The 13537-nt window shown below is 63.2% G+C and carries 14 protein-coding genes; 6 read left to right on the top strand and 8 right to left on the bottom strand.

The genetic code is table 11. The annotated features are described in order from the left end of the window. The first annotated feature begins 12 nt into the window (after positions 1 to 12). The 4 genes from Q8P38_09410 to aroF all read left to right on the top strand — a co-directional run bounded on the left by Q8P38_09410 (position 13) and on the right by aroF (position 3266). The gene (locus Q8P38_09410; GenBank protein MDP4014818.1) at positions 13 to 264 is read left to right on the top strand and encodes a hypothetical protein; all 252 of its coding nucleotides are present in this window, start codon (positions 13 to 15) and stop codon (positions 262 to 264) included. Beyond that, on the top strand, positions 261 to 986 hold the full coding sequence (locus Q8P38_09405) for a hypothetical protein (protein MDP4014817.1): 726 nt from the start codon (positions 261 to 263) through the stop codon (positions 984 to 986). The genes Q8P38_09410 and Q8P38_09405 overlap by 4 nt, the downstream gene beginning before the upstream one ends. 310 nt (positions 987 to 1296) lie before the next feature. Beyond that, positions 1297 to 1755 (top strand): PIN domain-containing protein, encoded by a 459-nt coding sequence (locus Q8P38_09400; GenBank protein MDP4014816.1) that lies wholly within the window; start codon positions 1297 to 1299, stop codon positions 1753 to 1755. Between the two features lie 482 nt (positions 1756 to 2237). Continuing rightward, positions 2238 to 3266 (top strand): 3-deoxy-7-phosphoheptulonate synthase, encoded by a 1029-nt coding sequence (gene aroF / locus Q8P38_09395; protein MDP4014815.1) that lies wholly within the window; start codon positions 2238 to 2240, stop codon positions 3264 to 3266. 7 nt (positions 3267 to 3273) lie between these two features. Here the strand turns inward: aroF and Q8P38_09390 are convergent, their stop codons facing one another. Both Q8P38_09390 and Q8P38_09385 read right to left on the bottom strand, forming a co-directional pair. Further along, positions 3274 to 3687, bottom strand: a complete 414-nt coding sequence (locus Q8P38_09390) for a type II toxin-antitoxin system VapC family toxin (protein ID MDP4014814.1) — start codon at positions 3685 to 3687, stop codon at positions 3274 to 3276. Continuing rightward, a complete protein-coding gene (locus Q8P38_09385) occupies positions 3684 to 3962 on the bottom strand; it encodes a type II toxin-antitoxin system Phd/YefM family antitoxin (protein MDP4014813.1) in 279 nt (92 codons plus the stop codon). The genes Q8P38_09390 and Q8P38_09385 overlap by 4 nt, the downstream gene beginning before the upstream one ends. Before the next feature lie 1044 nt (positions 3963 to 5006). Between Q8P38_09385 and Q8P38_09380 the strand changes: the two genes are divergently transcribed. Continuing rightward, on the top strand, positions 5007 to 5597 hold the full coding sequence (locus tag Q8P38_09380; GenBank protein MDP4014812.1) for a hypothetical protein: 591 nt from the start codon (positions 5007 to 5009) through the stop codon (positions 5595 to 5597). Here Q8P38_09380 and Q8P38_09375 read toward each other — a convergent pair. Beyond that, a complete protein-coding gene (locus tag Q8P38_09375; GenBank protein MDP4014811.1) occupies positions 5570 to 6766 on the bottom strand; it encodes a glycosyltransferase 87 family protein in 1197 nt (398 codons plus the stop codon). The two genes, Q8P38_09380 and Q8P38_09375, sit on opposite strands and share 28 nt — an antisense overlap. Before the next feature lie 667 nt (positions 6767 to 7433). Continuing rightward, complete coding sequence (locus tag Q8P38_09370) at positions 7434 to 7559, bottom strand: hypothetical protein (protein ID MDP4014810.1); 126 nt, start codon at positions 7557 to 7559, stop codon at positions 7434 to 7436. Between the two features lie 658 nt (positions 7560 to 8217). Between Q8P38_09370 and Q8P38_09365 the strand changes: the two genes are divergently transcribed. Continuing rightward, positions 8218 to 9357: a glycosyltransferase 87 family protein gene (locus Q8P38_09365; protein ID MDP4014809.1), complete on the top strand. Its 1140-nt coding sequence runs from the start codon at positions 8218 to 8220 to the stop codon at positions 9355 to 9357. A gap of 289 nt (positions 9358 to 9646) precedes the next feature. Here Q8P38_09365 and Q8P38_09360 read toward each other — a convergent pair whose 3' ends face one another. The 4 genes from Q8P38_09360 to Q8P38_09345 all read right to left on the bottom strand — a co-directional run bounded on the left by Q8P38_09360 (position 9647) and on the right by Q8P38_09345 (position 13493). After that, positions 9647 to 10132, bottom strand: a complete 486-nt coding sequence (locus Q8P38_09360; protein ID MDP4014808.1) for a methylated-DNA--[protein]-cysteine S-methyltransferase — start codon at positions 10130 to 10132, stop codon at positions 9647 to 9649. A gap of 38 nt (positions 10133 to 10170) precedes the next feature. Then, positions 10171 to 10467, bottom strand: coding sequence for a 3-deoxy-7-phosphoheptulonate synthase (locus Q8P38_09355; GenBank protein ID MDP4014807.1), 297 nt, complete (start codon positions 10465 to 10467; stop codon positions 10171 to 10173). Positions 10468 to 10866: 399 nt separating this feature from the next. After that, positions 10867 to 11580, bottom strand: coding sequence for a hypothetical protein (locus tag Q8P38_09350; GenBank protein ID MDP4014806.1), 714 nt, complete (start codon positions 11578 to 11580; stop codon positions 10867 to 10869). 575 nt (positions 11581 to 12155) lie between these two features. Further along, positions 12156 to 13493 carry a 3-deoxy-7-phosphoheptulonate synthase class II gene (locus Q8P38_09345; protein MDP4014805.1) on the bottom strand — a complete coding sequence of 446 codons (1338 nt, stop codon included), beginning with the start codon at positions 13491 to 13493 and terminating at the stop codon, positions 12156 to 12158. Positions 13494 to 13537 lie beyond the last annotated feature (44 nt).

Genomic DNA, 13537 nt, shown 5'->3' with positions numbered 1-13537 from the left:
AGGTCGTGAAACATGATGTACGGATACGGCGGAGGCGGGTTCTGGATGGTCCTGATGTGGCTGGTGCCGATAGCCATCATCGCCGTGATCGTTTGGGCGGTAGTCAAGCTGGCGCAAGGGTCAGGTTCGGGCTCGACTGAGTCGCAGCGGCCTCAAACCGCCGAGGAGATTCTCGACCGCCGCCTCGCTCTCGGGGAGATCGACCCCGCAACCCACGCCCAGCTGCGGGAGCAACTCAGGCGAGGGGGCAACGCGTCGCCATGAGCCAATCGACCGGGCGCCGAAAGCCCTTGACGGTCCTGCTAGTGGCCAGCCTTGCACTCATCGCGGTGATCATCTGGGGTACGACGCAGTCAACCTGGTCGCCCGGCGGTCCGTGGACGGCGGACAATCCGATGATGGGCGGACCCATGATGGGCGGCTCCATGATGGGGGGCCCGATGATGGGCGGGCCAGTCGTGGTCAGCGGAGACCCCGTCACCAATCCCTCCGAGGCTCGGCGCGCAGCGGAGCTCTTCGCCGATCAGCTTGGGCTTGAGGTCGGTGAAGTCATGCAGTTCGACAACGGCTACTACGCCGAGTTGGAGGCCTCAAGCGGAGACCCCGTCACCGAGGTCCTCATCGATCCGGATTCCGGCTCGGTCCAGGTCGAATGGGGACCGGCGATGATGTGGAATACCGGGTACGGCGCCTATGCACTGGCCGATTCACGGACTCCCGCAGTCTCAGCAGACGAAGCCGAGAGACTGGCCAACGAGTGGCTGTCTGGCGCCCGGAATGGTGAAACCGCTGGAGAGCCTGAGCCCTTCCCCGGCTACTACACGTTGCACACCCTCAGGGATGGCAACATCGTCGGGATGCTCTCGGTGAACGCGACCACCGGCGCTGTCTGGTACCACACGTGGCACGGCCGCTTCGTGCAGATCCAAGACGAGGACGAGGCGGCACCAACGCCGTCAGAGTCCGCGTCTCCACGCCGAAGCTGACCAGTTCGGCACCCATTGGCCGGACGCGCCCACAACCGAGCATTCCCGCATGGGGCATTGGCTGCCCCTACGCGGGCAATGCTAGCGTTGTGCTAGCATTGTGCTATGCCAGCGATCCACGTCCGAAATGTACCGGAGCCCGTTCTTGGAGCACTCAAGCGCCGCGCTCGGGCGAACCGCCGATCCATGCAGCAAGAGCTGCTCGTGATCCTGGAAACGGAACTCGCGACGCCGTCGTCTGAACTGCCCCCCATTGACTTGTTCTTCACCAAATCAGGGCGATCCGCGCCTCTGAGCAGGGACGAAATCTATGCAGGCGATCCCGAACGGTGAGGTGTTCCTGGACACCAATATCCTCGTGGCCGCTACGGATAGCACCCGCACTTGCCATTCGAGTGCCCTCGCGGTGTTCAATAGCTGGCCCAGCGCGGGCGCGATCCTGGTGAGCAGTTCACAAGTTCTTCGCGAGTACGCCTCGGTTGCCACTCGTCCCATCGATGCAAACGGGCTTGGCTTGTCGCCGGAACTGTGCGCCGCGAACATCTCGGCGTTCCTCAAGCGCGTGTCACTCCTGCCAGACGACGAGCGCGCCGTGTCCAAGTGGCTCGACGTGATGGTCGCGTCCGGAGCCAGGGGGCGCGCCGTGCACGACGCAGCCATCGTCGCAAGCGCAGTCGCGCGCGATGTTCGCCTGCTCCTGACTGTCGACGTCGACATGCTGGCGCGTTTCCGGAAGTTCGTACCGGTCTCCGGACTCATGCCGGACTGATTTCCAACGCACCGTTGACCCTGACTTCACGACGCCAACCGGGCCAGTCCTCACCGACGACTACCGGATGTCGAGGACCTTGAACACCTCTGCGGTCCTCCCCCTCGCGAAACAAGCCCGAGTCCCCTCCCGCGACGGACCCCCGCCGTCGCCAGTCCCCGAACAAAGGCCCGTGCATTCCCACGAATCGACTGGACCACCGAGAGGAGCGCTGGAGTTACCTTCACCGCCGACGCGAGTCCAGCGATCGCGATGCCGCCACGCTGACGTTTCGCTGCGGTAGTGCGTATCGCAGGCACCACTGCAGGACGAAGAAGACAGCCAGGGAGTTCGCCAGCCAACCCGTCCCCCGGGAACGAGAGCAAGTGGCTTGAAGACCAGGGCGGCGAACTGGTGCTCGCGGCCTGCCGACAAGGCGGCGCCCGGCACGCGGGACAATGACCCAAGGTTCCCGCGTCGAGGAGTGACTGTTGGTTGTCATCATGAGCACTACGGCCACGGCTGCCGAGATCGAGGCTGTAGTAGCCAGAGTCTCTGACGCCGACGGTGAAGCATTCGTCTCGCGCGGTGAGAGTCGGGCGATCATCGGCCTGATCGGCGACGTAGAACGGTTCCTCGATCTGAACATCGACGCGCTGCCCGGCGTCGAGGAAACCGTCCGAGTGTCAACGCCGTTCAAGCTCGTCTCGCGGGATCACCAGGCCGAGCGCACGACCGTCTGGGTCGGGCCAGCGGGCCACCAGGTCCCCATCGGGCCACGGACATTCACGTTGATCGCCGGTCCCTGCGCGGTGGAATCGGAGGAACAGACACTCGCAGCGGCACGCATGGCGCAAGCGGCGGGAGCGGTCATCCTGCGCGGCGGCGCGTTCAAGCCCCGCACGTCTCCCTACGCCTTCCAGGGCCTGGGGCAACGGGGCCTGGAGATCCTGGCTCACGTCCGCGAGGAAACGGGCCTGCCGGTGGCCACGGAAGTAGTCAGCCCCGCCGACGTCGAGGCGGTCGCGCAGTTCGCCGACATGGTCCAGCTAGGCACCCGGAACATGGCCAACTTCGCTCTGCTGCAGGAGGTCGGACGATGCGGCAAACCCGTCCTGCTCAAGCGCGGCATGAGTTCGACCATCGAGGAATGGCTAATGGCCGCCGAGTACATCGCGCAACGGGGCAACCTGGAGATCGTGCTGTGCGAGCGCGGAATCAGGACGTTCGAGACGAGCACCCGGAACACGCTCGACATCGCGGCAGTGCCGCTCGCGCACCTTCGGTCCCACCTGCCGGTGATCGTCGATCCGAGTCACAGCGGCGGTCACCGCGACCTTGTGATCCCACTGTCGAAGGCGGCGATCGCGGCGGGCGCCGACGGGTTGATCGTCGACGTGCATCCCCATCCCGAAATGGCCCTGTGCGATGGACCCCAAGCGCTCACCGAGCAGGACATCCCGCTCTTGCGCCAAGCATGTGAAGTTCAGGCGGCCGCTGCCGGGCGCCAGCCCGCCCAATACCGGGGTTGAGCGGCGACTAGTCGTGACTTCCGGGGCTGACGGCTTTGATCCCGTGGGCCGACAGCGCCGCCCGCAGCTCCCTGTCGAATGTGAGCATCTCGCTAACTCCCAGCGTGATCGCGGTAGCCAGGTGCACCGAGTCGAGTGTTGAGAGCGCGCGATCGCGCAGGTTCAGCGCGAGTTCCAGGTGTTCGCGTGACACATGTGCGATGTCCACACGCGACATGATGATCTCCACATTGCGGGGTTCGTAGGAGTCCCCCAGCCTGCGTATCGCCACCCTGTGCAGCTCCACCCTTGTGATAGCGGATGCGACCAGCCGTCCTCCGCTGACAGGAACCGCCTCGACGTATTCGGCAACGGCTTCCGATCCCCCCTCCTGCTTCAGAAGCTTGACTAGGGCGCTGGCGTCGGCGTAGACGACCTTCACTCCTTGCCTCGGTCCTGCCGGATCCAATCCTCCGAGCTACCGGGCAAGTCGACCCGTTCGATCTCGCCGAGACTCCCCTGAGGAACAGCACGCGTCAGCTGCCCGGTGAGCTCCATCTGCGCCAACCGCTCCTCGTCCGTAGCCTCGATCGGCATCAGCCTGGCCATCGGTCTGCCGTGGCGCGTCACAACGAAGTCCTCGTGCTCCCGCTCCACGCGGTCCAGGATCTTGCCCGCGTTGTTGTCCAGCTCCCGCTGGGGAATCGTCGTCGTCACCGCATCTCCTCCGCCAAGACATCTGTAGTAATACTACTACGCTCGAAGTCCGTCCGCTGAGCGAGTCACTCCAGCATCGACGGCCTACGCCGCCTCGAACTCCAGCAGCGCTGACTTCAGGGCGCTGCCGTAGGCGTACCGCCCGATTCCGCCAGCCCACGGCACGACACGCTGGCAGGGAACGAATGAGAATGCCAGCTTGAAGTGGCCCCGCTCTCCTTGTTACGTGGGGTAGTTCAGGGCTGCTGGTTTGTCGCGTTCGCGGGTGGTTTTCGGTGCTGGGTCCCGGTCGGCGTTGCGGCGGATTCGTTGGTCTGGATCAATGGATCGGTCTGGCTCAGGCCGAGTTCTTGAATGGGCGCGGCGGGTTGTCGCTTGGCTGGCGTTCCCGGAGGTGGTCTTCATGTCGTGTCGAGCAGGTCGTAGATGGCTACTGGCCCATCGCGGTGCGGACACACACCGCCGTAGCCGACGCGACAGCGGGGTTTGGCGCAACAATCGCACCATCGCTGTGCGTGTACCGACTCCACAAGATGGGCATTCGCGGACGGTGACGGCCTTTCGCTGCCCAGTCGGCGGGACTGGTGCGACCGGGCGCGGGACCGTCTCGCGTGTTCGGGACGACGCGGTCTTCCGGCAGTTGCCCGAGCGGTAGCGCTGGCGCCGCATGCGTTGAAACGCTGTCCCACGGATCGGGCAGATCGATTCACCGGCGGAGAATTCCTGTTCGGTCTTGACATGACCCCATCTCCTCACGAAATGGAGTCTCCCGACACGCCGGGGGCAGCGCAGCATGAGGTGGTTTGAAGCCCCCCCAGGGCGGCTCCGAAGGGCCAACCTTACATCAACTGCATGGCACGGTCATCGGCTACGACTACCTACACGTCGCGCCCTCCAACATTCCGCATACCAGGTCTTGACTGTTTCCAGCCCTCGCATGATGGATCCGTCTACATGGCTCCATGGGATTGACCCCGGTCACGAATCTGCGGCGGACCCGGCCGCCAGCGAGCAACCGCAGCCACGCCAAGCCATGCTATGAGCATGGGCAGCAAACGAACAGGAATCGCAACGCTTACGGTGTGTGTCACGTTGGTACTGGGTGCGTGCGCGCCGCAAACCGACACCGAACCGGTACGTGAGGCGGGTGCGCCGCAGACCACGCAGGCTCCACCCCTCAGGGACTGCACGAATGTCCCCAAGAAGCCCGCAGCCGACCTGTCCAACTGCGACCTGACCGGAGCTGACCTGAACAACGCCGACAACTGGACGACGCAATACGCTTTCGGGAAGAACGGCACTAAGTTCAAGTGGTGGGGGAGGATCAAAGTGCTAGGCGAGGGGACTCGAGTCCGAAAGATCATCGTCAATCCGGTGCATCCAACAGTCCTACCGGACTTCCCGAATTTTGCTGGCTGCCAAACCAAGGCTCGCTGGTGGACAGAACGTGACAAATTCTCAGGAGACTCTGCGACGGTTCCGTGCGGCGAACTGGCCGACCAAGTGCGGAAGTTCAAGTTCTATCCCCGTAGGGATGTTGGCGAGACCAAGTTGTGCGCGAGTTTCAGTTTCCCTAACAGCAATCCTCGCAAGAGGTGGGGTTGGGTTCAGGCGGTCTGCGTGGACATTTCCTGACGGCCCACCTTCGAGGCACTCAGAAGAATGCCAGCGCACAGAGCCAAGTAGATCGCGACATAAGCACTCTGCGCTAGGGTCGAGAGAAGACCTATCTCTATCGAGGTTCCAAGAAGTGGCAGTCTCAGCAGAAGTAGGAAGGCTGCCGCAAATCCGATGCTCCTTGCCCAGCGACTTGCGGAGCCGATGCAGACCGCAGTCGCTGGCAGTGCCCAAATCGCGTGGTGCTGCCATGATATGGGTGATACCAACAAAGATGTGAGACCGACCAGTGAGATGGCGCCGATCACACAATACTTGCGGGCGAGCACCGTAGCTGCCGTCAATCCCAGGATTGCCACGACAGCCGCCACGAACATCCACATGACTTGTGGCGCTCCCAGTCGCGTAAGGGCACCGTTCAGACTCTGATTCATGTAGGACGCCGGGTTTCCCACCCTCTGCACCCCCCAGATTTCCGACGAGAAGTACACCCATGTCGAGGAAGGCAGAAGTGCTAGCCCGAGGCCCGTGAGCAAGGCGACCAAGCTCAAGTTGACAACTACAGCGCGCCAGCGTCCTAGAAGTGCGAACCATAGGATGAAGAGGCCCGGCGTTAGCTTGATGGCAGTAAACACCCCTACCGTTGGGCCACTTCTACCCCGGGCGATCACGCCAAGGGCAGCGAAGAACACCAGGGGCACCAGAATCCCACTCACTTGTCCCAAAGCAAGCGAATCCGCCACTGGAGTTACCAGGCCAGCCCACAGCCCAAGAAGGAACCAATGGTGCCTGCGCAGGTCAAGGAACGATCCGAACGAGATTTGCACTAACCATGCCAGTGCCCCGACACTGACTATTGTCCACGCGCTGAATACCAGCCAGAACGGGGCGGACGAGAGCGGAGCGGCCGCGATAGCCGCAATGGGTGGGTAGGTGAAGGGCAGCGGCGTGGGTAATCCGGCGCCAAACTCAGGGGAATATAGATCCTCCCCCGACAGTGCCGCTTCGCCGGCTCGAAGGTATACAGCGAGGTCGATGCCAGGCTGAATGGACCGAGTCGCCCAGACGATGACCGCCAGGGCGCCAATCCCAAGCCCTGCTCCGGTTGCCAACAAGTCACGGACCGTGCTAGTGCGGATCACCGTCCGCTCCAGCACGGATCGCACGTGGAATGAAAGGGGGCGCACGCAACTATGATCCCGCATGCCGACAGCTCGGTTAGCGTGCACTGCCAATCCCCTCGAACCGTGTAGACGGGTCCGTCATGCGGCTGTCCTTTGTTGATCTTGCTGTTCGTAGGTGATCGGGCTGACTCTTCCACACAAGGAGTGGCGGCGGCGGTGGTTGCAGAGCTGGTCGATCCAGGCTCAGGTCGTTGACGGGCCGCAGCACGGGTGGGGAAGAACTTGCGGTAGACGAACTCGATCCTCACAGGGTGGAGTTGAGCGACTTGGCCGCTGGGGGAGTCCCCGGCCGGCACAGCAGGGGAGGGGAAGGTTGTCCACAGTGCCCATCCGACTCGCCCCATGGACTGGCGCAGTCCCATTGGACGGCAGGCCGTCACCAGATTCCAAGTAACTAGTATGTACAGCGGCCCGTCACCGGTGTGGATCAATGTCACATCCCCGCACCACACCTCGTCGACGGTGTCGGCCACGAAGCGGCGAAGGATTCCCACACCGCGTCGACCAGGCTCGCGAACCGTTGCTGCCGGGCAGTGACCGGCTGTCCGGTCGGCTTGGCCAACGCCTCCGGAGCGCTGCGGTCGCGTTGCTGGCGCCACGCCGAGATCAACGACCCATGCAGCCCCTCACGGCGTAGCAGCTCCCCCTTACCGGCCTTGTCCAGCTGCTCCTACTCAACCAGGATCGCGGCCTTGTAAGCCGCAGTGTACGTACGCCGCTCGGGGCGTTCCACCGACATCGGATCTGGCACGACAACAGTGCCACCACCGGGCACCTCAAACGTCTTGGTCAACATGTTCTTCCGGGTCCTTGCCGCCCTTGATCAGCAAAGAGAAACTAGCGGGAACCTGTCTCAAGGAAGGGTGACACGCAGGGGCCGGACAAAAATTGCCTGTCGATACAGTGAGGAAGGTGAACCGAATTGGAAATTGGATCTGACGTCGGCACCCGCCGCCTCCCGGCGTCCTGGCGGTTGAGCCCGGCGCGTTGGCCGGAGATGCCCTGCCCTCCGAATCGGCGGGTCTCGCCCGAAACACGCCACGTGAAATCCGGCGCCGGGGGTGTCACTGCTGGCAGTCTCGTGAAGCATGATGGGGATTTGTCGCAGGCCTTGGGGCGAATGCGGAGTCCCGCCCCGGGGGGAAGCGACCCGCAAGAGTCAGCAGGACAGCCAGTCGAAGCTGAGGCGGCGGTTCGCTCGCCTGTGCCGTGCTCCGCGCCACATCGGCCAAGGACAGGTCATCAAACCGGCGTTCGGCATCGACCTGGAGTTACGGGCGTGACGGCACGCCGGTCCGGAGGCCGGGCCAGTCGGCATGGATTGCGCTCCGAAGACGAGCAAGACGCTAATGGCCGTTAACGAAGCCGCAGACCGGCTCGGCCACCGAACAGCAGTCGGCATCCTGTCTTGGTGCGGAGGGTCCCTACTTGCAGCTGTCGGCGTTCTTCTGCTGATGAAACCTGGCCTGATCGACTTGGATGTCTACAGGGTCGGCGGTCAGAAGCTGGTGGAGGGAGTTCCGCTCTACTCGGGCCAGATGGGCGGCACCTGGCTGCCGTTCACCTACACGCCGTTCGCTGCGGTGCTGTTTGTCCCGCTTGCCGTGGTGCCAGGCCCCGTGGCCTCGCTCATCGTGGTTTGGGCTGCGATTGGCGCCCTGTTCAGAAGCACGTGGCTCATCGTCGGAGCGACCCGGTCGTCAGCCGGGGATCGAAGGCGAACCTCTCTCGTGGCGGTCTGGGCTGTCGTGACAGCCCTTGCGCTGATCGCTGAACCTACTACGGGAACGCTGGACTTCGGGCAAGTCAACACGATCCTGCTGTGGCTCGTGGTGGAGGACGTGCTGGGTTCAGGTCGAACGGCGCGGCGCAGTGGGGGTATTCTGACCGGCCTTGCTGCGGGGATCAAGCTGACCCCCGGAATCTTCCTGCTTATGTACCTGGCGGTGGGTGCATTCCGCCGTTTCGCAATTGGAGTCGGGGCTCTGATAGCGACTATGGCGATTGGCGCACTGGTTCAATTCGACCAAGCGCGGGAGTTCTGGACTGCTGTGCTTTGGCAAGACTCGCGTGTCGGGGGCGTCGCATACGTGTCAAACCAGTCGCTGAACGGACTTCTGTGGCGACTGCTCGGTCCTGGCGGTAACCGATGGCTGTGGCTCAGCGCCTCAGCACTCGTAGTTGTGGCAGCTATGTGGGCTTCGCGACGAGCCTGGACGACTCAGAAACTGCTCGCCCTTTCTGCCACGGCGCTTGCGATGCTTCTCGTCTCCCCGATCTCGTGGTCACACCACTGGGTTTGGTCCGTTCCCGCGCTGGTGTTGCTGTACTCGTGGTGGGACCGGGGAATCGGGGCACGGCTGGTGCTTGGGTCTGGTCTCGTAATCCTGCTGTCACACGCTCTGTTCCTCGTACCAAACGGGAACGACCTGGAGTACGGACACTCCTTGGCGGAGTCACTCGTCGCCAACAGCTACGTACTTTGGGGCATAGCCGCTCTGGCTTACTTGGTTGCGTGTTCAGCTCGCATGCGAGACGATCCGGCGAGCCTGCCAAGCTCCGCGATCTCGCAGGGACGAGATGAACCGAGCTGATTCGGCTGGTGCTTGAAACCGTTGAACTCCCCGTCGCATCAGGGCCCGTTCTCCGACCGGACGTTGAGTTCGCGAGGTGGTAAGCGTTGCCGGGAACTTGTCGGCAACGGCCCCTACACGCGCAGACGCTTGGTGGTGATTGGAGTGGCGATCGCCGTCGCGGCGCCCGTTTTCTATGTGTTCAGGCCCGGTGGGTCGTTGACAGTCTTGCAGCTGGCGATGTGCTGGGACTTCATCACCGGCAAAGTCGAAGTTCGCGCGCACAAGCCCCCTCTGCGGAATCGACGGCCTACCCCGCCTCGAACTCCAGCAGCGCTGACTTCAGGGCGCTGCCATAGGCGTACCGCCCGATACCGCCAGCCGACGGCACGACCCGGTGGCAGGGAACGAACGGGGCGACTCGATTGCTCGCACACGCGGCTCCGACGGCGCGGGCCGCCCTCGCATGGCCAGCCATTGCCGCGATCTGCCCGTAGGTCGACGTGGATCCACCGGGAATCGAGCGCATCTGATCCCAGACCGCCTGGCGGAACGGCGACCCAGGTTGCGACACCGGAACCCGCGACAGCGCGTCCGGCTCGCCACCTAGCCAGTCCCTCACGCACGCGGCAACGCCCGTGTCGACGACCCTGACAACATCTCCTGCTCCAGGCGGAATCGGCAGGTTGCCAATGCGCACGAACCCCGACGATACGACCGATCCGTCTACCACGGCCACGGACAGCGGCCACCCGAAGGGCGTCGCGAACTGCATCACTTGAACGAGCACGATCACCACCCCTCCGCTCCTAAAGGACCTGATCGGGCGGCCAGTCAGATCGTGCTCTCGCTCAGCATCCCTGCAACCAAGAACGCGAGCTCCAACGACTGCTCCCGGTTCAATCTAGGATCGCACGCAGTCTCATTACGGTCCGACGGGTCCGCATCGGCGACACCCTCGGTGCCCCCGACGCATTCGGTCACGTCATCCCCGGTTAGCTCCACGTGCAGCCCACCGGGGTGCGTCCCCAAAGACCGGTGGAGCGCGAAGAACTCCTTGCCCTCCGTGACGACGTCATCGAAGGACCTCGTCTTGTATCCGGAATTCGACTCCCGCGTGTTCCCGTGCATCGGGTCGCCCCGATTTGGCTCATGATTCTGGGTTGGGGCGTAGAGGGGCCTCTGACTAGGGGTTTTGCTGCTGGAGGGCTGTGGTTTGCGCACTAGCCGAGCTTCGTAGGGTGCGGTTTGGCACACATCCGCACCGTGAAGACTTCCTCGGGGGCTACGGCGGTGCAGATTGTGCGCTCTTCGCGTAGAGGTTCACGCGGAATCGAACACGTCGGCTCAGCGCACACCAGCGAAGAAGTTGCCGCATTGCGGGCTGCGGCGGTGCCGCTGAGCCGGATCGAGCACCCAAATCCGGGTGATGTCGTCATCTTCGAGATAGGTCGAACAAGAGCCCGCCACCCACCTGACAAGTTCACTGGTGCGAGTTCTGGCGGTCAGTAATACCACCGTGCGACATACTTAGCCCGAGTCATCAGTTTCGTCGGTTGATGCCGAACGGGCCCGTTCAGCGATAATGCGGTGCTTCTCAGCGATTTCCGGGTGCGCGGCAAGTCTTCTGCTTCGGTGGTATTCGGGATACCACAGCGTGAACCTTATAGCCCCGAACAAAGCCGCTAGAGGGATTATCCACGTAAAGACTATGTTGTTGTTCATCGGACTTGGCAAGAAATCGCAGATCACGCCAATCACAAACGACAGCCCCCACACTGCTGTGATCGTCTGGCTGACCCTGACAACACCTGCTCGGAATTTGGGGTTGTGCTCCCACTGAATCCGGTCAACGCTGAGCCTGGCATAGTACAAGGTGAACGGGCGCTTCACAGCTATCCCAATGAACGCGGTCAGAACCAGCGCAATCTCGGCGACTGATCCCGACCAGTTCCGAAGCCACGTATCCAGGTGGGGGTCGACAAATGCCAAAACGAGCATTGCCCCAAACAAGATTGTGCCCACCGTGCTGAGCTGATGCAGGCCTCGGCCTCGCACTAACCCGAGAATCATCCATGATGCCGACATCAGAACCGAGATCGAGGTGACCAACAAGAACGTGCCGGGGGCCGAGAACAGCGACATGATGATATATGGCACAAAGCCGTAAAAGATCATGAGCGGTGAGACGCCCTTGACCTGGATCTTCTCGGAATCCTCGTCGTCAGAGTCTGGCTGGCGCATAGCGTCATGGTAGTTGTGATCAACCCGGCAAGGCCACCTTTCGGCGAGACTGACGAAGACTGCCCTCAAGGCCGATGAGCGATGGAGCAGCGACCGTCTGTTCACATTGTCGGACTCCCCGGAAGGTGCCACAACGGTCGTGCACGGACTCTTCGGCGCGATGACGTCCGCCTGCGAGGCCGCGGCAGCCGATTCGGACACCCGACTCGGCTCATGATTCTGGGTTGGGGCCTGGGAGGGGCCTCTGACTAGGGGTCTTGCTGCAGGAGGCCTGTGGTGTGCGCACTAGCCGAGCTTCGTAGCGTGAGGTTTGGCATACATCCGCACCGTGAAGACTTCCTCGGGGGGCTACGGCGGTGCAGATTGTGCGCTCTTCGCGTCGAGGTTCACGCAGAATCGAACACGTCGGCTCAGCGCACACCAGCGCAGAAGTTGCCGCATTGCGGGCTCTACGCAACGAAGCGTGGTCTTCGGGTTCGGATCGGTAGTCCGACCAATCTATGCCCCAACACGTGAATCCATCGACGCGAACAAGACGACCCCTCCGCTCCTACAGGACCTGATCGGGCGGCCAGTCAGATCGTCCGCTCGCTCAGCATCCCGGCAACCAAGAACGCGAGCTCCAACGACTGCTCCCGGTTCAATCTCGGATCGCACGCGGTCTCGTATCGGTCCGATAGGTCCGCCTCGGCGACACCCTCGGTGCCCCCGACGCATTCGGTCACGTCATCCCCGGTCAGCTCGACATGCAGCCCACCCGGATGCGTCCCCAAGGACCGGTGGACCGCGAAGAACTCCTTGACCTCCGTGACAACGTCGTCGAAGGACCTCGTCTTGTACCCGGAATCCGACTCCCGGGTGTTGCCGTGCATCGGGTCGCAAATCCACACGACCGGGTGCTGCGCGGCGATGACCTTCTCGACGATGTCTGGAAGCACACCGCGAATGTTGGCGGCTCCCATCCTGGAGATGATCGTCAACCTGCCCGGTATCCGGTGCGGGTCCAGGCGCTCGATCAGGCCGAGAACGTCATCGGGGTGGGCACTCGGACCGACTTTGACCCCGATCGGGTTGTTCACGGTCGCCGCGAAATCGACGTGCGCACCGTCGAGCTGGCGGGTGCGTTCCCCAACCCACAGGAAGTGGCCTGACGACCCGAAGTGGCGCCGGGAGACAGGGTCGAACCGCACCAGAGACCGCTCGTAGTCCAGCGAGAGCGCCTCGTGTCCCACGAAGAACTCGACCCCGCGCAGCTCCTCTGGATCCGCTCCACAGGCGCTCATGAACGCGAGCGCGCGGTCGATACCGGCAGCCAGCTCCTCGTACCGCCGCCCGGCGGGCGACTCTCTGACGAAGTCACGGTTCCAGGTGTGCACCTGGCGCAGGTCAGCGCTGCCATCCTGCGTGAAGGACCTCACGAGATTCATCACAGCGTTGCTGGCCCGGTAGGCCCGCAACATACGATCCGGGTCGGGAGTCCGGGCACCGGCGCTGAACTCCAGCCCGTTGACGGCGTCTCCGAAGTACGAGGCCAGCTCCACACCGTCCCGCCGCTCCGTCGGCCTGCTGCGCGGCTTGAAGTACTGGCCGGCCATCCGACCGATCTTCACCACGGGCAGCGAAGCGCCATAGGTGAGCACGACGGCCATCTGGAGGACTGTCCTCAACCGCGCTCTAATCGAGGTGATCGTGTTCGCGTCAAAGGTTTCCGCGCAGTCCCCTGCCATCAGGACGAACGCCTCGCCCCTCTCAGCCGCAGCCAACCTCTGCGTGAGCAGATCGCACTCCGCCGACTGGACCAGCGCGGGCACTCCGCGAAGAATCGCAGCGACGTGCGCTACGGCGGGTTCATCCACCCACGGGATCTGCTGAGCGACCGGAAGGTCCGGCCATTCGATGTCGGGCGAGGTCACCACACAAGGGTACGGTCCAGAACAGGTCGGCGCCGACCCAGCGA

Source organism: Candidatus Nanopelagicales bacterium (assembly GCA_030700225.1).
Classification (GTDB): domain Bacteria; phylum Actinomycetota; class Actinomycetes; order S36-B12.
The sequence above is the reverse complement of the archived record's forward strand: the minus strand, read 5'-3'. Positions and strand labels throughout refer to the sequence as shown.

Excerpts from the sequence above, each read along its gene's own strand:
- Q8P38_09400 (MDP4014816.1), top strand. The coding sequence starts at position 1,297 with ATGCAGGCGATCCCGAACGGTGAGGTGTTCCTGGACACCAATATCCTC.
- Q8P38_09405 (MDP4014817.1), top strand. The coding sequence starts at position 261 with ATGAGCCAATCGACCGGGCGCCGAAAGCCCTTGACGGTCCTGCTAGTG.
- Q8P38_09355 (MDP4014807.1), bottom strand. The coding sequence starts at position 10,467 with ATGCACGGGAACACGCGGGAGTCGAATTCCGGATACAAGACGAGGTCC.
- aroF (MDP4014815.1), top strand. The coding sequence starts at position 2,238 with ATGAGCACTACGGCCACGGCTGCCGAGATCGAGGCTGTAGTAGCCAGA.
- Q8P38_09410 (MDP4014818.1), top strand. The coding sequence starts at position 13 with ATGATGTACGGATACGGCGGAGGCGGGTTCTGGATGGTCCTGATGTGG.
- Q8P38_09370 (MDP4014810.1), bottom strand. The coding sequence starts at position 7,559 with ATGTTGACCAAGACGTTTGAGGTGCCCGGTGGTGGCACTGTTGTCGTG.
- Q8P38_09350 (MDP4014806.1), bottom strand. The coding sequence starts at position 11,580 with ATGCGCCAGCCAGACTCTGACGACGAGGATTCCGAGAAGATCCAGGTC.
- Q8P38_09380 (MDP4014812.1), top strand. The coding sequence starts at position 5,007 with ATGGGCAGCAAACGAACAGGAATCGCAACGCTTACGGTGTGTGTCACG.
- Q8P38_09365 (MDP4014809.1), top strand. The coding sequence starts at position 8,218 with ATGAAACCTGGCCTGATCGACTTGGATGTCTACAGGGTCGGCGGTCAG.